The organism is Leclercia adecarboxylata (assembly GCF_023639785.1).
Taxonomy (GTDB): Bacteria; Pseudomonadota; Gammaproteobacteria; order Enterobacterales; family Enterobacteriaceae; genus Enterobacter; species Enterobacter adecarboxylatus_D.
Genome location: NZ_CP098325.1, coordinates 194,771 through 218,858, shown reverse-complemented (window position 1 = coordinate 218,858; position 24,088 = coordinate 194,771). Strand labels below are relative to the sequence as shown.

At 55.0% G+C, this 24,088-nt stretch carries 22 protein-coding genes and 1 riboswitch; of the genes, 9 read left to right on the top strand and 13 right to left on the bottom strand.

Annotated features, from left to right (window positions below):
- Positions 1-42 precede the first annotated feature (42 nt).
- Genes NB069_RS01045 through nudC form a run of 4 tightly spaced genes read right to left on the bottom strand, consistent with a single transcriptional unit; the run spans position 43 to position 3,236 of the window.
- On the bottom strand, positions 43-633 hold the full coding sequence (locus NB069_RS01045) for a YjaG family protein (RefSeq protein WP_039028896.1): 591 nt from the start codon (positions 631-633) through the stop codon (positions 43-45).
- Positions 634-674: 41 nt separating this feature from the next.
- Positions 675-1,346 (bottom strand): deoxyribonuclease V, encoded by a 672-nt coding sequence (gene nfi, locus NB069_RS01040; RefSeq protein WP_250587046.1) that lies wholly within the window; start codon positions 1,344-1,346, stop codon positions 675-677.
- A gap of 9 nt (positions 1,347-1,355) precedes the next feature.
- Positions 1,356-2,420, bottom strand: a complete 1,065-nt coding sequence (gene hemE, locus NB069_RS01035; protein WP_250587045.1) for a uroporphyrinogen decarboxylase — start codon at positions 2,418-2,420, stop codon at positions 1,356-1,358.
- A 42-nt stretch (positions 2,421-2,462) separates the two neighbouring features.
- On the bottom strand, positions 2,463-3,236 hold the full coding sequence (gene nudC / locus NB069_RS01030) for an NAD(+) diphosphatase (protein WP_250587044.1): 774 nt from the start codon (positions 3,234-3,236) through the stop codon (positions 2,463-2,465).
- A 95-nt stretch (positions 3,237-3,331) separates the two neighbouring features.
- Here nudC and rsd point away from each other — a divergent pair, with 95 nt between their 5' ends.
- The 9 genes from rsd (at position 3,332) to NB069_RS00985 (ending at position 10,351) form a co-directional block, all read left to right on the top strand.
- Positions 3,332-3,829, top strand: a complete 498-nt coding sequence (gene rsd / locus NB069_RS01025) for a sigma D regulator (protein ID WP_250587043.1) — start codon at positions 3,332-3,334, stop codon at positions 3,827-3,829.
- A gap of 53 nt (positions 3,830-3,882) precedes the next feature.
- Positions 3,883-3,991: riboswitch (TPP riboswitch) on the top strand.
- A gap of 76 nt (positions 3,992-4,067) precedes the next feature.
- Positions 4,068-5,963: a phosphomethylpyrimidine synthase ThiC gene (gene thiC / locus NB069_RS01020; protein WP_250587042.1), complete on the top strand. Its 1,896-nt coding sequence runs from the start codon at positions 4,068-4,070 to the stop codon at positions 5,961-5,963.
- The gene (thiE, locus tag NB069_RS01015) at positions 5,963-6,604 is read left to right on the top strand and encodes a thiamine phosphate synthase (protein WP_250587040.1); all 642 of its coding nucleotides are present in this window, start codon (positions 5,963-5,965) and stop codon (positions 6,602-6,604) included. The genes thiC and thiE overlap by 1 nt, the downstream gene beginning before the upstream one ends.
- Positions 6,591-7,346: a HesA/MoeB/ThiF family protein gene (locus tag NB069_RS01010; protein ID WP_250587037.1), complete on the top strand. Its 756-nt coding sequence runs from the start codon at positions 6,591-6,593 to the stop codon at positions 7,344-7,346. The genes thiE and NB069_RS01010 overlap by 14 nt, the downstream gene beginning before the upstream one ends.
- Entirely contained in the window at positions 7,330-7,530 is a 201-nt protein-coding gene (thiS, locus tag NB069_RS01005; RefSeq protein ID WP_250587035.1) for a sulfur carrier protein ThiS, read from the top strand. The genes NB069_RS01010 and thiS overlap by 17 nt, the downstream gene beginning before the upstream one ends.
- 1 nt (position 7,531) lies before the next feature.
- Positions 7,532-8,302: a thiazole synthase gene (gene thiG, locus NB069_RS01000; RefSeq protein WP_250587033.1), complete on the top strand. Its 771-nt coding sequence runs from the start codon at positions 7,532-7,534 to the stop codon at positions 8,300-8,302.
- Positions 8,299-9,432 (top strand): 2-iminoacetate synthase ThiH, encoded by a 1,134-nt coding sequence (gene thiH, locus NB069_RS00995; protein WP_250587031.1) that lies wholly within the window; start codon positions 8,299-8,301, stop codon positions 9,430-9,432. Before thiG ends, thiH begins: the two co-directional genes overlap by 4 nt.
- A 292-nt stretch (positions 9,433-9,724) precedes the next feature.
- Positions 9,725-10,030 (top strand): PTS sugar transporter subunit IIB, encoded by a 306-nt coding sequence (locus tag NB069_RS00990; protein ID WP_039028885.1) that lies wholly within the window; start codon positions 9,725-9,727, stop codon positions 10,028-10,030.
- 3 nt (positions 10,031-10,033) lie between these two features.
- On the top strand, positions 10,034-10,351 hold the full coding sequence (locus tag NB069_RS00985; protein WP_250587029.1) for a PTS lactose/cellobiose transporter subunit IIA: 318 nt from the start codon (positions 10,034-10,036) through the stop codon (positions 10,349-10,351).
- 149 nt (positions 10,352-10,500) lie between these two features.
- Here the strand turns inward: NB069_RS00985 and rpoC are convergent, their stop codons facing one another.
- The 9 genes from rpoC to tuf all read right to left on the bottom strand — a co-directional run bounded on the left by rpoC (position 10,501) and on the right by tuf (position 24,005).
- Positions 10,501-14,724, bottom strand: coding sequence for a DNA-directed RNA polymerase subunit beta' (rpoC, locus tag NB069_RS00980; RefSeq protein WP_250587027.1), 4,224 nt, complete (start codon positions 14,722-14,724; stop codon positions 10,501-10,503).
- 76 nt (positions 14,725-14,800) lie between these two features.
- Positions 14,801-18,829, bottom strand: a complete 4,029-nt coding sequence (gene rpoB / locus NB069_RS00975; RefSeq protein WP_250587025.1) for a DNA-directed RNA polymerase subunit beta — start codon at positions 18,827-18,829, stop codon at positions 14,801-14,803.
- A gap of 318 nt (positions 18,830-19,147) precedes the next feature.
- On the bottom strand, positions 19,148-19,513 hold the full coding sequence (rplL, locus tag NB069_RS00970) for a 50S ribosomal protein L7/L12 (RefSeq protein ID WP_250587024.1): 366 nt from the start codon (positions 19,511-19,513) through the stop codon (positions 19,148-19,150).
- 66 nt (positions 19,514-19,579) lie between these two features.
- Positions 19,580-20,077, bottom strand: a complete 498-nt coding sequence (gene rplJ / locus NB069_RS00965) for a 50S ribosomal protein L10 (RefSeq protein WP_001207203.1) — start codon at positions 20,075-20,077, stop codon at positions 19,580-19,582.
- 291 nt (positions 20,078-20,368) lie between these two features.
- Positions 20,369-21,073 carry a 50S ribosomal protein L1 gene (rplA, locus tag NB069_RS00960; protein WP_250587022.1) on the bottom strand — a complete coding sequence of 235 codons (705 nt, stop codon included), beginning with the start codon at positions 21,071-21,073 and terminating at the stop codon, positions 20,369-20,371.
- Between the two features lie 3 nt (positions 21,074-21,076).
- Positions 21,077-21,505 carry a 50S ribosomal protein L11 gene (gene rplK, locus NB069_RS00955; protein ID WP_032615878.1) on the bottom strand — a complete coding sequence of 143 codons (429 nt, stop codon included), beginning with the start codon at positions 21,503-21,505 and terminating at the stop codon, positions 21,077-21,079.
- Between the two features lie 155 nt (positions 21,506-21,660).
- Positions 21,661-22,206 carry a transcription termination/antitermination protein NusG gene (gene nusG, locus NB069_RS00950; protein WP_003862341.1) on the bottom strand — a complete coding sequence of 182 codons (546 nt, stop codon included), beginning with the start codon at positions 22,204-22,206 and terminating at the stop codon, positions 21,661-21,663.
- A gap of 1 nt (position 22,207) precedes the next feature.
- The gene (gene secE / locus NB069_RS00945) at positions 22,208-22,591 is read right to left on the bottom strand and encodes a preprotein translocase subunit SecE (protein WP_003862342.1); all 384 of its coding nucleotides are present in this window, start codon (positions 22,589-22,591) and stop codon (positions 22,208-22,210) included.
- 229 nt (positions 22,592-22,820) lie between these two features.
- Entirely contained in the window at positions 22,821-24,005 is a 1,185-nt protein-coding gene (gene tuf / locus NB069_RS00940; RefSeq protein ID WP_114316183.1) for an elongation factor Tu, read from the bottom strand.
- Positions 24,006-24,088: the final 83 nt, after the last annotated feature.

The following is a 24,088-nucleotide window of genomic DNA, read 5'->3' as shown; positions in this document are numbered from 1 at the left end:
TAGAGGCATGACAAAACAGGCGTTAAATCACGTTTTGTTGTCTCACTGGTTAAGATTTATACCAATGTTACTCTCGCCTGCCTCACGCAAGTCTGCACGCAGACCTTTAATCAGTTCGATATCGCGTTCTTCACACTCGGCCAGCAATCGGAAAATTTCCCACTGGATGTCCCATTCCTGCTCAACGGCCGGGTTCAGACGGAGCTCTTCATCGGTCATTTCACGTTCTGCCTGAGTCATTTCCAGCATCGCCACAGTGGTGATAGAGGCCTTGCTGACTTCGATGGCATGTTCCAGAGTTTCGCCACTCAGACGCGAGTGAATCAGTTCACTTAGGGCCACACAGGCATCAATGGCCGGGTAGACGCCATAGACATCATAGTCATCGGCAACCGGGATCGCCTCTTCCAGCTTATCGAGCTGGGAGTCGAAGTTCACCTTCGCATCTTTGACCGTCAGCGTTTCCCATACCAGATCGAGAATACGGCGATACAGTTGACCATCACCAAATTCAGTCTGCTTGCAGAACATGGCGTAGTTCGGATACATACGTTCGCACAGACAGGCCATAAAAGTGACGTGCTGCCAGCTTTCCAGCTTTTCAAGGCGCAGGTGAATCGGGTTTTGTAACATGATGATGTCTCGAATCGAAAATTGGCCGCAGTTTACCTGAATCAGCGCTGAATTTCCTGCCAACGAACAAAAGCCGGGCGACCGGAAGCTACCGCATCGGCCCAGCGGGTCGGTTCCGGCAGCCGGTAGCCCCGCATACAGCGCTGGACCCACGCCAGGGCGCTATCGGTACTGACGCGATGGCCAGTAGCGACGAACAGCGGGTTGCAACGGGCTTTGCTGCGCCAGACCCACGCCAGCTGCTCGCCTTTATCCATTAGCGGTGCCAGCGCGCCGGGTTCGGGCGACAGCGGCTCAAACTTGCCGCAGAGGCGTTTTTTCGCCACGCCGATGGTCGGCACATCCACCAGCAGACCAAAATGGCTGGCGACGCCGAGACGACGCGGATGAGAGATGCCGTGCCCATCGACGAAAAGCAGATCGGGTTTTTGCGAGAGCTGATCCCACGCGGCCAGCAGCGCGGGATACTCACGAAAAGAGAGGAAGCCGGGAATATACGGCATGGTGGTGGCGATGCGCGCCACCTGGTGCTCGACCAGCTCCAGATCGGGGTACGTCAGGAGCACTATTGCCGCCCGCGTCACCTCTCCGCCCTGCTCAAACCCGACATCGGCCCCCGCAATCAGCTGGGGCGGGTCTTTATCCAGACGATCCTCACGGGATACAGACGCAGCGAGTTCAAGTTGTTGAGCGCGAAGTGACGCAAGATCCATAACGACTCCTTACGGGTGATACTGGGCAGAAAGTCGGTGTACCGCCTCCACAAACACGCCTGCATGCTCTGGCGGAACATCCTGATGAATACCGTGCCCCAGGTTAAAGACATGGCCCTCGCCCTGACCGAAGCCTGCCAGAATGGTCGAGACTTCTTCTTCAATACGGGCGGCCGGAGCATAGAGCATAGACGGATCCATGTTGCCCTGCAGGGCGACTTTGTCACCCACGCGACGGCGCGCATCGGCGATATCGGTAGTCCAGTCAAGGCCCAGGGCATCACAGCCGGTTTCTGCCATTGCTTCCAGCCACTGGCCTCCGCCTTTGGTAAACAGCGTTACCGGCACGCGGCGGCCTTCGTTTTCACGCAGCAGGCCATCGACGATTTTATGCATGTAATAGAGCGAGAACTGCTGATAATCGCGGCCCGTCAGCACCCCGCCCCAGGTATCGAAGATCATTACCGACTGCGCGCCCGCTTTAATTTGCGCGTTCAGATAGAGGGTGACGCTTTTCGCCAGCTTATCGAGCAGGGCATGCAACGCCAGCGGATCGGCATACATCATCTTCTTGATAACGGTAAAGGCTTTGCTGCTGCCGCCTTCAATCATGTAGGTTGCCAGCGTCCACGGGCTGCCGGAGAAACCAATCAGCGGCACTTCGCCTTTCAGCTCGCGGCGAATAGTGCGCACCGCGTTCATCACATAACCGAGCTCCTGCTCCGGGTCCGGGATCGGCAGATTGTCGATATCCGCTTTGCTCTTGATGGGAGAAGAGAAGCGCGGGCCCTCGCCGGTTTCAAAGTACAGACCCAACCCCATCGCATCCGGGATGGTCAGGATGTCTGAGAAGAGGATCGCCGCGTCCAGCGGATAGCGGCGCAGCGGCTGAAGGGTCACTTCACAGGCCAGCTCCGCATTTTTGCACAGCGACATAAAATCACCCGCCTGCGCGCGCGTGGCTTTATATTCCGGTAAATAGCGGCCCGCCTGGCGCATCATCCATACCGGGGTGATATCAACGGGTTGGCGCAGCAGCGCACGCAGATAACGATCGTTCTTCAGTTCGGTCATTTTTGCAGTTCCTTAAGCGTCTTATTCCCAGTGTATCACGTCTCAGATATCGTCAGCCCGACACATTGCCACGGTATCTTCTATCAGGCGGCGGGCCACGGTGCCGGGTGGCGGGAGCAGCGGTAAATCGTCGTAGCGATACCAGTCGGCTGACAGCAACTCTTTCGGATCGATGACGATCTCGCCGCTGTCATACTCGGCCATAAAGGCGGTCATCAGCGACTGCGGGAACGGCCACGGCTGGGAGGTGACATAGCGCAGGTTCTTCACCCTGATACCGCTCTCCTCCATCACTTCACGCACGACGGCCTGCTCCAGCGTTTCGCCCACTTCGACAAACCCGGCCAGCACGGTATGGACCCCGTTGCGATGGCGGGTATGTTGCGCCAGTAAGAGGGTGTCTTCACGGCGGATGGCGACGATGATACAGGGCGCGATTTGCGGGTAATAGCGTTCGCGGCAGTGGCTGCAGAGCATGGCCCATTCGGTTTTACTGGGGTGCATGGTGTGTCCGCAGTAGCCGCAGTATTTATGCGAGCGATAAAACTCGGCCAACTGCACAGCGCGACCGGCCAGCTGGAAGAGGCCGACATCAAGATCGAGCACCTGGCGTACCGAGCCCATATCGTGACGACGATTTTGTTGGATCAACCACACAGAATCGCCCTGCCACTCGCCAATTTTTAATGCGGGTTGACCCGCAAGATCGAAATTTCCGGCTTCGCCATGTGGTAATTCACCACCGGGCAACCATAATTTTTGATCATGGCTGATTAACCACCAGCCGCGATCCGATTTTTCAATTATACGATCCATATCTATTGCACTACCTTTGCTTCACAGGCATGTTGGTAACAATACTATTACATTTTGGGTGGGCAGCTTTTAATCTTAACCTTGCGGAGTCAAACATGCTAAACCAGCTAGAAAACCTGACAGAGCGCGTTGGTGGAAGTAACAAACTGGTCGATCGCTGGCTGCACGTGCGTAAACATCTGCTCGTTGCCTACTACAACCTCGTTGGCATTAAACCGGGTAAAGAGTCCTACATGCGCCTCAATGAAAAAGCGCTGGACGATTTTTGCCAGAGCCTGGTCGACTACCTTTCCAACGGCCATTTCAATATTTATGAACGCATTATCAGTGAAATGGAAGGTAACAGCCCGTTTTTAGCGGCCACGAAACTCTACCCTCTGCTGGAAGCCAACACTCAGCAAATCATGGATTATTACGACTCCACGCTCGAAAATGCCATCGATCAGGACAATTATCTGGAATTTCAGCAGGCGCTCTCTGATATCGGCGAGGCGCTGGCGCAACGATTTACGCTGGAAGACAACCTGATCGCCCTCGCGCTGGATCACAATCTGAAAGCAAGCAACGAAGATAACGTCGCCCGACCGGCTTGAGTTATTTCTCGTTAACGCGTAATTTACATTCACTGCTCCCGCTGTAGGGGAGCACATTCTTGTCGGAGTGCCCAGTGCGAAAGCCGGGCTGAGACCGTTAATTCGGGATCCGCGGAACCTGATCAGGTTAAGACCTGCGAAGGGAACAAGAGTCAATTTACTGTATCGCCCCCGGGCGATCCTCTCTTGCTTCATCCGTCGTCTGACAAGCCACTTCCTGAACTTACTGGAACGAGCTATGTCTGCCACAAAAATGACCCGCCGCGAACAGCGCGCACATGCCCAACACTTCATCGATACCCTGGAAGGCACGGCTTTCCCCAACTCTAAACGCATCTATCTGACCGGTTCCCGGGAAGATATCCGCGTACCCATGCGCGAGATCCAGCTCAGCCCGACGCTCATCGGCGGCAGCAAAGAAAACCCACAGTTTGAAGAGAACGAAGCGGTGCCGGTTTACGACACCTCCGGCCCTTACGGCGATCCGGCGGTGGCCATTAACGTGCAGCAGGGCCTGGCAAAACTGCGCCAGCCGTGGATTGACGCGCGTGACGACAGCGAAGCGCTAAACGAGCAAAGCTCGGCTTACACCCGCGAACGTCTGGCCGATGATGGCCTGGACGCGCTGCGCTTCACGGGACTTCTCACGCCAAAGCGTGCCAGGGCGGGCAAATGCGTCACCCAGCTGCACTATGCCCGTCAGGGGATCGTGACGCCGGAGATGGAATTTATCGCCATTCGCGAAAACATGGGCCGCGAACGGATTCGCACCGACGTACTGCGTCACCAGCATCCGGGTGAAGGCTTTGGGGCCCGTTTGCCGGAGAACATCACCCCGGAGTTTGTGCGTGACGAAGTGGCCGCAGGCCGTGCCATCATCCCCGCCAACATCAACCACCCGGAATCGGAGCCGATGATCATCGGGCGTAACTTCCTGGTGAAAGTGAATGCCAACATCGGTAACTCAGCGGTCACCTCCTCCATCGAAGAAGAGGTGGAAAAACTGGTCTGGTCGACGCGCTGGGGCGCGGACACGGTCATGGATCTCTCCACCGGGCGCTATATTCACGAGACCCGCGAGTGGATCCTGCGTAACAGCCCGGTGCCGATTGGTACAGTGCCCATCTACCAGGCGCTGGAGAAGGTGAACGGCATCGCGGAAGATCTCACCTGGGAGGCCTTCCGCGATACCCTGCTGGAGCAGGCGGAACAAGGTGTGGATTACTTCACCATCCACGCGGGCGTGCTGCTGCGCTACGTGCCGATGACCGCCAAACGCCTGACCGGCATCGTCTCCCGTGGCGGGTCGATCATGGCGAAATGGTGTCTGTCCCACCATCAGGAAAACTTCCTGTATGAGCATTTCCGTGAAATCTGCGAGATTTGCGCTGCTTACGACGTTTCGCTGTCGCTGGGCGATGGTCTGCGTCCGGGCTCCATTCGCGATGCCAACGACGAAGCGCAGTTTGCCGAGCTGCATACCCTGGGCGAGCTGACCAAAATTGCCTGGGAGTATGACGTTCAGGTGATGATTGAAGGCCCGGGCCATGTGCCGATGCAGATGATCCGCCGCAACATGACCGAAGAGCTGGAGCACTGTCACGAAGCGCCGTTCTATACCCTGGGACCGTTGACCACCGATATCGCGCCGGGTTACGACCACTTCACCTCGGGCATTGGCGCAGCGATGATCGGCTGGTTCGGCTGCGCGATGCTCTGCTACGTGACCCCGAAAGAGCACCTCGGCCTGCCGAACAAAGAGGACGTGAAGCAGGGGCTGATCACCTACAAAATTGCCGCCCACGCCGCCGACCTGGCGAAGGGCCATCCCGGCGCGCAGATCCGCGACAACGCCATGTCGAAAGCCCGGTTCGAGTTCCGCTGGGAAGATCAGTTCAATCTCGCCCTCGACCCGTTCACCGCCCGCGCTTATCACGATGAAACCCTGCCGCAGGAGTCCGGGAAAGTGGCGCACTTCTGCTCCATGTGCGGGCCGAAATTCTGCTCGATGAAAATCAGCCAGGAGGTGCGTGATTACGCCGCTGCGCAGACCATCGAAGTGGGGATGGCCGACATGTCAGAGACCTTCCGCGCCCGTGGCGGCGAAATCTACCTCAAAAAAGAGGAGGCCTGATGTATCAGCCCAACTTTCCGGCAGTGCCCTTTCGTCTGGGGCTTTACCCGGTAGTCGACAGCGTGGCGTGGATTGAGCGTCTTCTGGCCGCTGGCGTAAAAACCCTTCAGCTGCGCATCAAGGATAAACAGGACGACGAGGTCGAGGCCGACGTCATCGCGGCTATTGCCCTGGGGCGTCGCTATGACGCCCGCCTGTTTATTAATGACTACTGGCGTCTGGCGATTAAGCATCAGGCTTACGGCGTGCATCTGGGCCAGGAGGATCTGCAGGCTACCGACCTGGAGGCCATTCGCGCCGCCGGTTTGCGTCTTGGCGTGTCGACGCATGACGATATGGAGATCGATGTGGCGCTGGCGGCCCGCCCGTCTTACATCGCTCTGGGGCACGTTTTCCCAACCCAGACCAAGCAGATGCCCTCAGCTCCGCAAGGTCTCGAACAGCTGGCACGCCATATCGAACGGCTCGGGGATTACCCTACCGTCGCCATCGGCGGTATCAGCCTCGAACGCGCCCCTGCGGTACTGGCGACTGGCGTGGGAAGCATTGCGGTGGTGAGCGCCATCACGCAGGCCGACGACTGGCAAGCGGCGACGGCGCAGCTACTGGATCTGGCGGGGGCTGGCGATGAACGATCGTGACTTTATGCGCTACAGCCGCCAGATCCTGCTGGACGATATCGCCATCGACGGGCAGCAAAAGCTGCTCGCCAGCCGGGTGCTGCTGGTTGGCCTCGGCGGGCTGGGCGCCCCGGCCGCGCTGTATCTGGCCGGAGCCGGGATCGGCACCCTGGTGCTGGCCGACGATGACGAGGTGCATCTGAGTAATTTGCAGCGGCAGATCCTCTTCACCACGGACGATATTGCCCAGCCGAAAGCGCAGGTGACACAGCGTCGTCTGCAGCAGCTTAATCCCGATATCCGGCTGATTGCCCTTCAGGCCCGGCTGGAAGGCAACGCGCTACAGGAGGAGATCGCCCGCGCCGACGTGGTGCTGGACTGCACCGATAACATGGCGACCCGCCAGGCGATCAACGCCGCCTGCGTGATGCTCAACACTCCGCTCATCACCGCCAGCGCCGTGGGCTTTGGGGGACAGATGATGGTGCTGACGCCGCCGTGGACGCAGGGCTGCTACCGCTGCCTGTGGCCGGACGATGAGGAGCCGCAGCGCAACTGCCGCACTGCCGGTGTTGTCGGGCCGGTGGTCGGCGTGATGGGCACCCTGCAGGCGCTGGAGGCGATCAAGCTGCTGAGCGGCATTGAGACCACGCGCAATACGCTACGTCTGTTCGACGCCCGGGCTGGCAGCTGGCGACAGCTGGCTTTGCAACGCGCCAGCGGCTGTCAGGTGTGTGGGGGGCAGCATGCGGATCCAGTTTAACGACGAACCGATGCAGTGCGTGGAAGGCATAAGCGTCGCCACCCTACTCTCCCAGCTACGCCAGTTAAAACCCGGGGTCGCACTGGCCCTGAATCAACAGATCCTGCCGCGCGAGCAGTGGGAAAAACAGCAGGTGCGCGAAGGCGATCAGATCCTGCTCTTTCAGGTGATTGCCGGAGGCTGAGATGTTACGTATTGCTGATAAAACCTTTGATTCACATCTGTTTACCGGCACCGGCAAATTCGCCTCGCCGCAGCTGATGGTGGATGCCATTCGCGAGAGCGGCAGCCAACTGGTGACGCTGGCGATGAAGCGGGTCGATCTGCGTCATCACAACGACGCTATCCTGGCGCCGCTGCTGGAGGCGGGCGTGAGCCTGCTGCCCAACACCTCTGGGGCCAAAACTGCGGAAGAGGCGGTTTTCGCTGCCCGGCTGGCACGCGAGGCGCTGGGAACGCACTGGCTTAAGCTTGAGATCCATCCCGATGCCCGCTGGCTGCTGCCCGACCCCATCGAGACGCTGAAAGCGGCGGAGAGGCTGGTAAAAGAGGGGTTCACGGTACTGCCCTACTGTGGTGCCGATCCGGTGCTGTGCAAACGGCTCGAAGAGGCTGGCTGTGCGGCGGTAATGCCGCTCGGCGCACCGATAGGCTCCAATCAGGGGCTGGAAACCCGGGCGATGCTGGAGATTATCATTCAGCAGGCGACCGTGCCGGTGATCGTCGATGCCGGGATCGGAGTGCCCAGCCACGCTGCGCAGGCGCTGGAAATGGGTGCCGACGCCGTGCTGGTCAATACCGCCATTGCGGTCGCGGACGATCCGGTTACGATGGCACGGGCGTTTCGTCTTGCCGTGGAGGCCGGCGTGCTGGCTCGCCAGTCTGGCCCCGGCACCCGAAGCGTTGAAGCCCATGCCACCAGCCCGTTAACCGGGTTTCTGGAGGCGCTATCATGAAAACCTTTACCGAACGCTGGCGCCAGCTCGACTGGGACGATATACGCCTGCGCATCAACGGTAAAACCCCTGCGGACGTGGAGCGGGCTTTAAACGCTCGTCAGCCGACCCGCGAGGATATGATGGCCCTGCTCTCCCCTGCCGCCAGCGGCTATCTGGAGCAGATGGCGCAGCGGGCGCAGCGCCTTACCCGCCAGCGCTTTGGCAACACGGTGAGCTTTTATGTTCCGCTCTACCTCTCCAACCTCTGCGCGAACGACTGCACTTACTGTGGTTTCTCAATGAGCAACCACATCAAGCGCAAAACCCTGGATGAAAACGAGATTGCCCGGGAGTGTGCCGCTATCCGTAAAATGGGTTTTGAGCATCTGCTGCTGGTCACGGGTGAACATCAGACTAAAGTCGGGATGGACTATTTTCGCCGCCATATGCCCGCTATTCGCCGTCAGTTCGCCTCTTTACAGATGGAAGTTCAGCCCCTGTCAGAGGCAGAGTATGGCGAGCTGAAAACGCTGGGGCTGGATGGCGTGCTGGTCTATCAGGAGACCTATCACGAAGCGGTGTATGCCCACCACCATCTGAAGGGTAAAAAGCAGGACTTCTTCTGGCGACTTGAGACCCCGGATCGGCTGGGCCGCGCCGGGATCGACAAGATCGGTCTCGGGGCACTGACCGGGCTCTCGGACAGCTGGCGGGTGGACAACTTTATGGTGGCGGAGCATTTGCTGTGGCTCCAGCAGCACTACTGGCAGAGCCGGTACTCGATCTCTTTTCCACGGCTGCGCCCCTGCGCCGGGGGGATCCAGCCCGCGTCGATCATGGATGAACGCCAGCTGGTGCAGACCATTTGCGCGTTTCGCCTGCTGGCACCAGAGGCAGAGCTGTCGCTGTCGACCCGGGAATCCCCTGCATTTCGCGATCGCGTTATTCCTCTGGCGATTAATAACGTCAGCGCCTTTTCAAAAACGCAGCCTGGCGGCTATGCCGATGACCATCCCGAGCTGGAGCAATTTGCGCCGCACGACAACCGTCGTCCGGAGGAGGTTGCCGCGGCGCTCAGCCTGCAGGGATTGCAACCTGTCTGGAAAGACTGGGACAGCTGGCTGGGACGCGCCTCGCAACCGGGCTGAAAAAAGCGGTAACAGGATGAAGTTATTACGAGGCGTCACGTAACCTCATCAACGGGCCATTGTCATACTGTGCCCGGATTTTTTACTCTTATTTCGTCAGCAGGGGATGCTGACCAGGGCGGAAAGCTTCTTCCTCGTTTCGCCCTGCCTTTCCTTGTTCTGTAACAGTTGTAACCGGTTTCAGAAAATGCAGGTTTCTTTGTGATGACTCACACACAATCGCGGTAACGCGGTTGTCGAAGCGGACGGTGCGGGATAATTATCAATAAACACATGTACATTGAGGCTGACTATGAAGAACATCGTTTTATGCTGTGCAGCGGGAATGTCCACCAGCATGCTGGTTCAACGCATGAAAGACGCCGCGCAGAAAAAAGGGGTCGAGGTAACCATTAAAGCTGTACCGGTTGCTGAGTTTAAAGATGAGATCGCCGCAGCCGACATTGTGTTGCTTGGCCCGCAGGTCAAATACGAACTTAATAATCTCCAGGCTCAGGCTGAACCACTGGGTAAAAAGGTCGCGGTTATCGACATGATGGATTACGGCATGATGAAAGGTGATGCCGTCCTGGAAAAAGCCCTCAAACTGCTGGAGTGACCCATGGAAGATTTAGAGACGATCATTATGGAGCTGCTGGTCAACGCCGGTGCAGCCCGTAGCTCAGCATTAACCGCGCTGCAGATGGCGCGTAAAGGTGATTTCGCCGATGCTGAAAAAGCGATGGAAGAGTCACGGGAATTCGTTAAGCAGGCGCATTCCATCCAGACGAAACTGATTGGCCTTGATGAAGGCACCGGCAAGCTGCCGGTGAATCTGATCACCGTTCACTCGCAGGATCACCTGATGAACGCGATGGTGATTCAGGATCTGGCGGGAGATATGATCGAGCTTTATCGCCGGCTGCCGCTGGTGAACTAAAACGCCCGGTGGCGCTACGCTTACCGGGCCTGCAAAAGCACGCAATCACAGGTCGGGTAAGCGCAGCGCCACCGGTAACAGCCGCACCAGAGACAGATAAGCAAAAAAAAACCCGCCGAAGCGGGTTTTTTTATGGGCTGACGGTACGATTACTCGTTGTCAGAACCGCCCAGGCCTGCGTTCAGCAGCTCTGCCAGGCTGGCAGATGCATCTTCAGCAGTAACCTGCGGTGCAGCAGGGATTTCGCCCGCTGCGCGACGGCGCATACGATCCTGGTGGTACGCATAACCGGTACCGGCCGGGATCAGACGACCCACGATTACGTTCTCTTTCAGACCGCGCAGTTCGTCGCGTTTGCCCGCAACGGCTGCTTCGGTAAGCACACGAGTGGTCTCCTGGAACGATGCCGCGGAGATGAAGGACTCGGTTGCCAGAGACGCTTTGGTGATACCCAGCAGATCGCGTGCGAAGGTCGCACTGAGTTTGCCGTTCGCTTCCAGATCGCGGTTAGCGATCTTAACGCGAGAGTATTCAACCTGCTCACCTTCGAGGAAGTCGGAGCTACCGGCATTCACGATGGTGGCTTTACGCAGCATCTGACGAACGATAACTTCGATGTGCTTATCGTTGATCTTAACGCCCTGCAGACGGTAAACGTCCTGTACTTCGTTGGTGATGTAACGCGTTACCGCGTGGACGCCACGAAGACGCAGAATGTCGTGTGGCGCTTCCGGACCGTCGGAAACCACATCACCACGTTCTACACGTTCACCTTCAAACACGTTGAGCTGACGCCATTTTGGAATCATCTCTTCGTACGGATCGCTGCCATCCAGCGGCGTGATCACCAGACGGCGCTTCCCTTTGGTCTCTTTACCGAAGGAAATGATACCGCTAATTTCAGCCAGGATTGCCGGCTCTTTCGGACGACGTGCTTCGAACAGGTCCGCAACGCGTGGCAGACCACCGGTGATATCCTTGGTACCGCTGGATTCCTGAGGAATACGCGCCAGAGCATCACCCGCACCGATCTGAATACCATCTTCCAGCTGAACAATCGCTTTACCTGGCAGGAAGTACTGAGCCGGCATATCGGTGCCTGGGATCAGAACGTCGTTGCCGTTAGCATCAACGATTTTCAGTGCTGGACGCAGGTCTTTACCACCCGCGGTACGTTCTGCAGAATCCAGAACCACCAGGGAAGAGAGACCGGTCAGTTCGTCGGTCTGACGAGTAATCGTCTGGCCGTCGATCATATCGGTAAAGCGAATGAAGCCCGCCACTTCGGTGATAACCGGCATGGTGTGCGGATCCCAGTTTGCTACGGTTTCGCCGCCTGCAACCTGCTCGCCGTCGCCTTTCGCCATAACGGCGCCGTAAGGCACTTTATAGCTCTCTTTGGTACGACCGAATTCGTCGATCAGCTTCAGCTCGGTGTTACGGGAAGTGATAACCAGTTTACCGCTGGAGTTCACAACCGACTTCGCGTTGCTGAGCTTGATGCTACCTTTGTTTTTCACCTGGATGCTGGATTCAGCAGCCGCACGAGATGCCGCACCACCGATGTGGAACGTACGCATCGTCAGCTGTGTACCCGGTTCACCGATGGACTGTGCCGCGATAACACCGATTGCTTCACCTTTGTTGATGATGTGGCCACGCGCCAGGTCACGACCATAGCAGTGCGCACATACACCAAAGTCGGTGTCACAAGATACAACGGAACGTACCTTCACGGAGTCAACAGAGTTCATTTCCAGCAGATCACACCACTGCTCGTTCAGCAGGGTGTTACGCGGAACCAGAATGTCTGCCGTACCCGGCTTCAGAACGTCTTCAGCGGTCACACGACCCAGTACGCGATCGCGCAGCGGCTCTTTAACATCACCACCCTCGATAACCGGGGTCATGGTGATACCTTCGAGGGTGCCACAATCGTCTTCGGTAACAACCAGATCCTGCGCAACGTCTACCAGACGACGCGTCAGATAACCGGAGTTAGCTGTTTTCAGTGCGGTATCCGCCAGACCTTTACGCGCACCGTGAGTGGAGATGAAGTACTGGAGTACGTTCAGACCTTCACGGAAGTTCGCGGTGATTGGCGTTTCGATGATGGAGCCATCTGGCTTCGCCATCAGACCACGCATACCTGCCAGCTGACGAATCTGTGCTGCGGAACCACGCGCACCGGAGTCGGCCATCATGTAGATGCTGTTGAAGGAGACCTGCTGCTCTTCGACGCCGTCACGGTTAATAACGGTTTCGGTTTGCAGGTTATCCATCATCGCTTTGGATACACGATCGTTCGCCGCAGCCCAGATATCGATAACTTTGTTATAGCGTTCGCCCGCGGTTACCAGACCAGACTGGAACTGCTCCTGGATCTCGGCAACTTCAGCTTCCGCTTCAGAGATGATCTCGTGTTTCTTCTCTGGGATGACCATGTCATCAATACCAACAGATGCACCTGAACGCGCTGCATAAGCAAAGCCGGTGTACATTGTCTGGTCAGCGAAGATAACGGTCGGCTTCAGGCCCAGAATGCGGTAACAGGTGTTCAGCATTTTGGAGATAGCTTTCTTGCCCAGCGCCTGGTTGACGATGGAGAAAGGCAGACCTTTCGGTACGATCATCCACAGAATGGCACGGCCAATGGTCGTGTCTTTCAGGCTGGTTTTCGCAACGAATTCGCCGTTTTCATCTTTTTCGTATTCGGTGATACGCACTTTAACGCGCGCATGCAGAGAGGCCAGGCCAGCGCGATAAATACGCTCAGCTTCTTTCGGGCCAGTCAGCACCATGCCTTCGCCTTTGGCGTTAACACAGTCACGGGTCATGTAGTACAGACCCAGTACAACGTCCTGAGAAGGAACGATGATTGGTTCACCGTTCGCTGGAGACAGGATGTTGTTAGTAGACATCATCAGCGCACGCGCTTCGAGCTGGGCTTCCAGCGTCAGCGGTACGTGAACAGCCATCTGGTCACCATCGAAGTCGGCGTTATAGGCCGCACAAACCAGCGGGTGCAGCTGGATAGCTTTACCTTCGATCAGTACTGGCTCAAATGCCTGGATACCCAGACGGTGCAGGGTTGGTGCACGGTTCAGCAGTACCGGGTGTTCGCGGATAACTTCGTCCAGGATATCCCAAACGACAGCTTCTTCACGCTCAACCATTTTCTTAGCGGCTTTGATGGTGGTGGCGAGGCCACGCAGTTCCAGCTTGCCGTAGATGAATGGTTTGAACAGCTCCAGCGCCATTTTCTTCGGCAGACCGCACTGATGCAGACGCAGGTATGGACCTACGGTGATTACAGAACGACCGGAGTAGTCAACACGCTTACCGAGCAGGTTCTGACGGAAACGACCCTGTTTACCTTTGATCATATCGGCCAAAGATTTCAGAGGACGCTTGTTAGAACCGGTGATCGCACGACCGCGACGACCGTTATCCAGCAGGGCATCTACCGCTTCCTGCAGCATACGTTTTTCGTTGCGTACGATGATGTCCGGCGCAGCCAGATCCAGCAGGCGTTTCAGACGGTTGTTACGGTTGATCACGCGACGATACAGATCGTTCAGATCGGACGTTGCGAAACGACCACCATCCAGTGGAACCAGCGGACGCAGGTCTGGCGGCAGAACCGGCAGAACGGTCAGGATCATCCACTCTGGTTTGTTACCAGACTGAACGAACGCTTCCAGCAGTTTGATACGCTTGGTCAGCTTTTTACGCTTGGTTTCGGAGTTGGTTTCGTTCAGCTCTTCACGCAGCTGCTCGCACTCTTGCTCCAGATCCATGCTCTTCAGCAGGGCCTGGATAGCTTCCGCACCCATCTTCGCGTCGAATTCGTCACCAAACTCTTCCAGCGCGTCCAGATACTGTTCTTCGGTCAGGATCTGGTTACGTTCCAGGTTCGTCATGCCGCCTTCGATAACAACATAAGATTCGAAGTACAGAACACGTTCGATATCGCGCAGCGGCATATCCAGCAGCAGACCGATACGGGACGGCAGAGATTTCAGGAACCAGATGTGGGCAGTCGGAGACGCCAGCTCGATGTGGCCCATGCGCTCACGACGCACTTTAGTCTGGGTCACTTCAACGCCGCACTTCTCACAGATCACACCACGGTGTTTCAGGCGCTTGTACTTACCGCACAGGCACTCGTAATCTTTTACTGGCCCGAAAATACGCGCACAGAAAAGGCCGTCACGCTCAGGTTTGAACGTACGGTAGTTGATGGTTTCCGGCTTTTTAACTTCACCGAAAGACCATGAACGGATCATGTCTGGCGATGCCAGAGCAATTTTGATCGCATCAAACTCTTCGGTTTTAGTTTGCGCTTTCAGAAACTTTAATAAGTCTTTCACGGATTTGCTCCCGTCGGAGTTAGCACAATCTGGTGTCGGGAATGACCCCGACACCAGTGACCTGTTTGAGCGAGAGTTACTCGTCTTCCAGTTCGATGTTGATACCCAGCGAACGAATCTCTTTCAACAGTACGTTGAAGGATTCTGGCATGCCCGGCTCCATCTGATGGTTGCCGTCCACGATGTTTTTATACATCTTGGTACGACCGTTCACGTCATCAGACTTAACGGTGAGCATTTCCTGCAGGGTGTATGCTGCGCCGTATGCTTCAAGCGCCCACACTTCCATCTCCCCGAAGCGCTGACCACCGAACTGTGCCTTACCACCCAGCGGCTGCTGAGTAACCAGGCTGTAAGAACCGGTAGAACGCGCGTGCATCTTGTCATCAACCAGGTGGTTCAGTTTCAGCATGTACATGTAGCCAACGGTAACCTGGCGCTCGAATTGCTCACCGGTACGACCGTCGAACAGAGTGATCTGGCCAGAACTTGGCAGGCCACCCAGCTGTAACAGTTCCTTGATTTCAGACTCTTTCGCACCATCGAAGACAGGCGTTGCGATTGGCATACCCTTACGCAGGTTTTCAGCCAGACGCATCACTTCTTCATCGCTGAAGGTGTTCAGGTCGACTTTCTGGCAAACGTCGGTACCCAGATCGTACGCACGCTGGATGAACTCGCGCAGTTTCGCGACTTCCTGCTGCTGTTTCAGCATGGCGTTAATCTTGTCGCCGATGCCTTTCGCAGCCATACCCAGGTGGGTTTCAAGGATCTGACCGATGTTCATACGAGACGGTACGCCCAGTGGGTTCAGTACGATGTCTACCGGCGTGCCGTTTTCATCGTAAGGCATATCTTCGATCGGGTTGATCTTAGAGATAACACCCTTGTTACCGTGACGACCCGCCATCTTATCACCAGGCTGGATCTGACGTTTAACGGCCAGATAAACCTTAACAATCTTCAGCACGCCTGGTGCCAGATCGTCGCCCTGAGTGATTTTGCGGCGTTTCGCTTCGAGTTTCTTCTCGAACTCGTGTTTCAGTTCGTCATACTGCTCAGCCAGTTGTTCCAGCTGATTTTGTTTCTCTTCGTCGGCCAGGCCCAGTTCCAGCCAGCGGTCACGCGGCAGCTTGTCGAGCTTCTCAGCTTCAACACCACCGGAAACCAGCACCGCGTAGATACGACCAAACAGGCCAGCCTCAAGGATCTGAAGCTCTTCAGACAGGTCTTTCTTAGCCTGCTTCAGCTGCATCTCTTCGATTTCCAGCGCACGTTTGTCTTTTTCTACGCCATCGCGAGTAAAGACCTGAACGTCGATAACCGTACCGGAAACACCGTTCGGTACGCGCAGAGAAGAGTCTTTAACGTCAGACGCTTTCTCACCGAAGATCGCGCGCAGCAGTTTCTCTTCTGGCGTCAGCTGGGTTTCACCTTTCGGCGTTACCTTACCAACCAGAATGTCGCCGCCGGTCACTTCTGCACCGATGTAAACGATACCGGATTCATCCAGTTTGGAGAGCGCAGCTTCACCCACGTTAGGGATATCAGCGGTGATCTCTTCTGGCCCCAGCTTGGTGTCACGGGACACACAGGCCAGTTCCTGGATGTGAATAGTGGTGAAACGATCTTCCTGAACCACACGCTCGGAGACGAGGATGGAGTCTTCGAAGTTGTAACCGTTCCACGGCATGAACGCTACGCGCATGTTCTGACCGAGCGCCAGTTCACCGAGGTCGGTGGACGGACCGTCTGCCAGCACGTCGCCGCGCTCAACTGGCTCACCCAGAGACACACATGGCATCTGGTTGATACAGGTGTTCTGGTTAGAACGGGTGTATTTGGTCAGGTTGTAGATGTCGATACCCGCTTCGCCTGGGTACATCTCGTCTTCGTTAACTTTGATAACGATACGGGAAGCATCCACGTACTGAACGGTACCGCCACGTTTAGCAACGGCAGTTACACCGGAGTCAACGGCAACAGCACGTTCCATACCGGTACCAACCAGCGGCTTATCAGCGCGCAGAGTCGGAACCGCCTGACGTTGCATGTTCGCACCCATCAATGCACGGTTGGCGTCATCGTGTTCCAGGAACGGGATCAGGGACGCACCGACGGAAACCACCTGCTGGGTGGAAACGTCCATGTAGTCAACCTGGTCGTTGCTGAACAAGCTTGATTCACCTTTGCTACGGCAGGTAACGAGGTCATCAACAAAGCGACCTTCTTCGTCCAGGTTGGTGTTCGCCTGGGCGATAACGTAGTTACCTTCTTCGATAGCAGACAGGTAGTGAATTTCGTCGGTTACAACACCGTCAGTCACTTTACGATACGGGGTCTCAAGGAAACCGTATTCGTTAGTCTGTGCGTACACGGACAGGGAGTTGATCAGACCGATGTTTGGACCTTCAGGCGTTTCGATTGGACATACGCGACCGTAGTGGGTCGGGTGTACGTCTCGAACTTCGAAGCCTGCGCGTTCACGGGTCAGACCGCCTGGGCCAAGTGCAGAGATACGACGCTTGTGCGTGATCTCAGACAGCGGGTTGTTCTGGTCCATAAACTGGGACAGTTGGCTGGAACCAAAGAACTCTTTCACTGCTGCAGAGATCGGCTTGGCGTTGATCATATCCTGAGGCATCAGGGTATCCAGATCGCCCAGAGACAGACGCTCTTTAACCGCACGCTCAACACGTACCAGGCCAACGCGGAACTGGTTTTCCGCCATTTCGCCTACGGAACGGATACGACGGTTGCCGAGGTGGTCGATATCGTCCACTTCGCCTTTACCGTTACGGATATCGATGAGCTTCTTCATCACTTCGATGATGTCTTCTTTGCTCAGGATACCGGAACCTTCGATCGCGTCACGCAGCAGAGAACGGTTGAACTTCATACGGCCAACCGCGGACAGATCGTAGCGGTCTTCGGAGAAGAACAGGTTCTCGAACAGGCTTTCAGCCGCTTCACGAGTTGGTGGCTCACCCGGGCGCATCATGCGGTAGATTTCTACCAATGCGCTCAGACGATCGGTGGTTGGGTCGACACGTACGGTTTCGGAAATGTACGGACCGTGGTCCAGATCGTTGGTGAACAGCGTTTCGATACGCTTGTGGCCAGACTGGCTCAGCTTAGCCAGCAGATCCAGGCTCAGCTCCATGTTAGCCGGGCAGATCAGCTCGCCAGTTGATGCATCAACGTAGTCTTTTGCTGCAACTTTGCCAGCAATGTACTCAACCGGAACTTCGATGTGTTTGATTTCATCTTTTTCCAGCTGACGGATGTGGCGCGCAGTAATACGGCGGCCTTTTTCCACATACACTTTGCCGTTGGCTTCGATGTCGAACGATGCGGTATCACCACGCAGACGCTCTGGCACCAGCTCCATTTGCAGCTTGTTGTCACGAATTTCAAAGACAACTTTCTCAAAGAACAGGTCAAGGATCTGCTCAGTGGTGTAGTTCAGTGCACGCAGAATGATGGTCGCAGGCAGTTTACGACGACGGTCGATACGGACAAACAGGTTGTCTTTCGGATCGAACTCGAAGTCCAGCCAGGAACCACGGTAAGGAATGATACGCGCGTTATACAGTACTTTACCGGATGAGTGCGTTTTACCTTTATCGCTGTCGAAGAAGACGCCCGGGCTACGGTGCAGCTGGGAAACGATAACACGCTCAGTACCGTTGATGACGAAAGTACCGTTGTCAGTCATGAGCGGGATTTCGCCCATGTAGACTTCTTGTTCTTTAATGTCTTTAACGGTGCCTTCCGGCGCTTCGCGCTCGTAGATCACCAGACGCAGTTTAACGCGCAGCGGTGCCGAGTAGGTCACGCCACGGATTTGACATTCCTGAACGTCAAATACCGGTTCGCCAAGGCGGTAGCTGACGTATTGCAGCTCGGAATTACCGCTGTAGCTTTTAATCGGGAATACGGAACGGAAGGCTGCTTCCAGGCCGTACTGCCCTTCAGGATCTTGCTCGATAAACTTCTGGAACGAGTCAAGCTGGATAGAAAGGAGATATGGAATGTCCAGAACTTGTGGACGTTTACCAAAATCCTTACGAATACGTTTTTTCTCGGTATAGGAGTAAACCATAGGGTTCCTCAGCTCGCTGACAAGTCGACCCATCTGTCCATTGGCGGACAGTTTGTGCAACACCATTTTGTTGATCGGAAAATCGAACACTTTCCGCAATGCCTGTTGCTATCACGCTTAAACCATTTCATTGCGATTTACCCAGAGCGAGCACCCTGTCGCAGTATATTAAGTCGTCGATAGAAACAAGCATTGTCAGGACAACCAGCAGTCAAACAGTGTGAAACGCTACTGGCGCCTTACAGCGCAAAAAGGCTGGTGACCAAAAAGTCACCAGCCATCAGCCTAATTTCTCAGGCTGCAACCGGAAGGGTTGGCTTATTTAACTTCAACTTCAGCGCCAGCTTCTTCCAGAGATTTTTTCAGTGCTTCTGCGTCGTCTTTGCTCACGCCTTCTTTCAGCGCAGCTGGAGCAGATTCTACCAGGTCTTTAGCTTCTTTCAGACCCAGGCCAGTTGCAGCACGTACTGCTTTGATTACAGCAACTTTGTTCGCGCCAGCAGCTTTCAGAATTACGTCGAATTCAGTTTTTTCTTCAGCAGCTTCAGCCGGGCCAGCAGCTACAGCTACAGCAGCAGCAGCGGAAACACCGAATTTTTCTTCCATTGCAGAGATCAGTTCTACAACGTCCATTACGGACATAGCGGATACTGCTTCAATGATTTGATCTTTAGTGATAGACATTTAAATTGTTCCTGAAAATCAGAATAAGTTTATACGTAAGCGAATACTTGATAAAGATGACTGCTATTAAGCAGCTTCTTTCGCATCGCGAACAGCAGCCAGAGTGCGAACCAGTTTGCCAGCCGAAGCTTCTTTCATGGTTGCCATCAGGCGTGCAATTGCTTCTTCGTAGGTCGGCAGGGTTGCCAGGCGATCGATTTGCGATGCCGGGATCAACTCACCTTCAAAGGCTGCAGCTTTAACCTCGAATTTTGCATTCGCTTTCGCGAACTCTTTGAACAGACGAGCAGCAGCGCCCGGGTGTTCCATAGAGTATGCAATCAAGGTTGGACCAACAAACGTGTCTTTCAGGCACTCGAACTGAGTACCTTCAACTACGCGGCGCAGCAGGGTGTTACGAACAACACGCATGTAAACGCCAGCTTCACGACCTGCTTTACGCAGTTCAGTCATTTTATCTACAGTAACGCCACGGGAATCCGCAACTACTGCAGACAGCGCGCCTTTGGCTACTTCGCTGACTTCAGCAACAATCGCTTGTTTGTCTTGAAGATTTAAAGCCATTAGCTTTGCTCCTGGATGTTTGCCGGAACTCATGTTCCGGAACTCACTTCACTCTCTCCAAAGGAAAGAGCGTCTTAATACGGTGAGCAGAAACAAGCCAGAGTATCCAAAAATAATCTTAGCGTTCTGTCACCGTCTACGCAGGGCATTAAGTCTCTTACGAAACACCTGCGGTCTTCGACGGAGGCCTGGATTAGGCCAGGCTCCAACGAACAAATCTTTTAGCCGCTAACTATTGTTAGCAAACGTGGGGGTAAGATTGTAGACAAATCCACCGCCCACGTAAAGGCATTAGTTTGCAGCAGCGCTCAGGCCAGCCTGGTCAACTGCAACACCTGCACCCATGGTGGTGGAGATGCTAACTTTCTTGATGTACACGCCTTTCGCCTGAGTTGGTTTTGCTTTTTTCAGCGCAACCAGCAGAGATTCCAGGTTTTCTTTCAGTTTGTCAGCGTCAAAGTCCACTTTACCGATGGTGGTGTGGATGATGCCGTTTTTGTCGTTACGATAACGAACCTGACCTGCTTTAGCGTTCTTAACCGCTTCAGCAACGTTAGGAGTTACAGTACCAACTTTCGGGTTTGGCATCAGGCCGCGTGGACCCAGAACCTGGCCCAGCTGGCCAACAACGCGCATTGCATCTGGAGATGCAATAACAACGTCAAAGTTCATTTCGCCTTTCTTGATCTGATCAGCCAGATCTTCCATACCTACCAGTTCAGCGCCGGCAGCTTTAGCAGCTTCAGCGTTTGCACCCTGAGCAAATACAGCTACGCGAACGGAACGGCCAGTACCGTGTGGCAGTACAGTTGCGCCACGAACGTTCTGATCGGATTTACGTGCGTCGATGCCCAGGTTAACGGCAACGTCAACGCTTTCAACAAACTTAGCGGTAGCCAGTTCTTTCAGCAGAGCGATAGCTTCGTTGATGTCGTACTGTTTGGTAGAATCAACTTTGTCACGGATCACGGACATGCGCTTGGTCAGTTTAGCCATTTCTTAGTCCTCCACTACCAGGCCCATGGAACGTGCAGTACCTTCGATGGAGCGAGTCATCGCTTCAACGTCGGAACCAGTCATGTCGGCAGCTTTGGTCTGCGCGATTTCCTGCAGCTGAGCGCGGGAAATTTTACCAACTTTGTCTTTGTTCGGCTTGCCGGAACCAGACTTGATACCAGCCGCTTTTTTCAGCAGTACTGCTGCCGGCGGGGTCTTGGTAACGAAAGTGAAAGAACGGTCAGCGTAAACAGTGATTACGACTGGGATTGGCAGACCTTTTTCCAGGGATTCGGTTTTCGCGTTGAACGCTTTACAGAATTCCATGATGTTCACACCCTGCTGACCCAGAGCTGGACCAACTGGTGGACTTGGGTTCGCCATACCAGCTGCAACCTGCAGCTTGACGTAGGCTTGTACTTTCTTAGCCATTCTAAAATCCTCTGATTGGGTTATAGCGCCTCAAGGAGGCTCCCCGTGATAAAATTCGCTTTACGGATAGGATCCATAAAAACAAAAGGCGCGAAATTGTATTCCAATCTCGCGCCTGGTGCAACGTTTAAATCGTCGCTTTTTTGATCGGCTGCTTAGGCTTTTTCTACCTGGGCAAAGTCCAGTTCTACCGGGGTCGCACGACCGAAGATAGAAACAGAAACTTTCAGGCGGGACTTCTCGTAGTCCACTTCTTCAACCACACCGTTAAAGTCAGCAAACGGACCGTCATTAACACGTACCATTTCACCCGGTTCAAACAGCGTTTTCGGACGCGGCTTATCACCCACCTGCTGCAGGCGGTTCATAATCGCATCAACTTCTTTATCGCTGATTGGCGCCGGACGGTCAGACGTGCCGCCGATAAAGCCCATTACGCGCGGGACGCTGCGCACTAAGTGCCAGCTTGCATCGTTCATAACCATCTGAACAAGCACGTAACCCGGGAAGAATTTGCGCTCGCTTTTGCGACGCTGGCCGCCACGGATCTCAACCACTTCTTCGGTCGGAACCATAACTTCGCCAAACAACTCTTCCATATTGTGTAATTTGATATGCTCACGCAGCGATGTTGCTACGCGGCCTTCAAAACCGGAAAACGCCTGAACGACGTACCAGCGCTTTTTAGGGGCTTCAGACATCTCAGAACCTCAGGCCAGTGATAAAGGATACCAGGCGAACCAGAATACCATCCAGTCCCCACAGGATCAGTGACATTACAGCGGTAACCGCAGCTACGATCAGCGTGGTGTGCAATGTTTCCTGGCGAGTCGGCCAAATGACCTTACGGACTTCGGTTCTCGCTTCGCGGGCAAAAGCGACGGTCGCTTTACCTTTGGTCGTCAACAGCGCGACACCACCCGCTGCAGCAATCAGAATTACCACTGCCAGCGCGCGTAGCGGCAGCATCATGTCGCGATACAGGTAGTTGCCAACAATTGCCACGATCAACAATACGGCTACCACTACCCATTTCATCGCTTCCAGGCCGCGCCCGCTCCCTTGAGCTTCGGTATTCGCACTCATAAACCAACCTGTCAGAAGTATTCTACAAACATTTTCACCCCGCGAGCGCGAGGCAAACCAAATCGAAACGCTTAATCGCTTTTCGGATTATACGCTCTCTGCAGAGCCTGTCTCAGCAATGATTATGACAAAAATAATCACTGATGAGCCAGGTTCTGATATGAAAGCGTGCAAAAAGGGCATCAAATGATGCCCTTTTCATGCGCATTGCGTCAAATGTTATCAGCAATTAGCCGAGAACTTTAGCAACAACACCCGCGCCAACGGTACGGCCACCTTCACGGATTGCGAAACGCAGACCGTCGTCCATCGCGATTGGGTGGATCAGGGTAACAACCATTTTGATGTTGTCGCCTGGCATTACCATCTCAACGCCTTCTGGCAGTTCGATGGTACCGGTCACGTCAGTAGTACGGAAGTAGAACTGTGGACGGTAGCCTTTGAAGAACGGAGTATGACGGCCGCCTTCGTCTTTGGACAGAATGTACACTTCAGATTCGAACTTGGTGTGTGGCTTGATTGAGCCTGGCTTCGCCAGAACCTGACCACGTTCGATTTCTTCACGCTTGATACCACGCAGCAGAACACCAACGTTCTCACCCGCACGGCCTTCGTCCAGCAGTTTGCGGAACATTTCAACGCCAGTACAGGTAGACTTCGCAGTCTCTTTGATACCAACGATTTCAACTTCTTCGCCAACTTTGATGATACCGCGCTCTACACGACCGGTAACAACGGTACCACGACCGGAGATGGAGAATACGTCTTCGATTGGCAGCAGGAATGGCTTGTCAATCGCACGCTCTGGCTCAGGGATGTAAGAATCCAGGTAGCCAGCCAGCTCGATGATTTTCTCTTCCCACTCAGCTTCGCCTTCCAGCGCTTTCAGCGCGGAACCGCGAACGATTGGGGTGTCATCGCCCGGGAAGTCGTACTGGGACAGAAGTTCACGAACTTCCATTTCTACCAGTTCCAGCAGCTCTTCGTCATCAACCATGTCGCATTTGTTCAGGAACACGATGATGAAAGGAACGCCTACCTGACGACCCAGCAGGATGTGCTCACGGGTCTGAGGCATTGGGCCGTCAGTCGCAGCAACAACCAGGATCGCGCCGTCCATCTGCGCAGCACCGGTGATCATGTTTTTAACATAGTCGGCGTGGCCCGGGCAGTCTACGTGCGCGTAGTGGCGAGTCGGGGTGTCGTATTCAACGTGGGAAGTGTTGATGGTGATACCACGAGCTTTTTCTTCTGGTGCGTTATCGATCTGGTCGAATGCGCGAGCAGAACCACCGTAGGTTTTTGCCAGAACGGTAGTGATTGCAGCGGTCAGCGTTGTTTTACCATGGTCAACGTGGCCGATAGTACCGACGTTAACGTGCGGTTTTGTACGTTCAAACTTTTCTTTAGACATCGATTGTCCCTCTAAGACACGGATAAATCGGTGATATCACCACATCAACCAGGCGAAATGCCTGAACTGTTGAATACATTTAC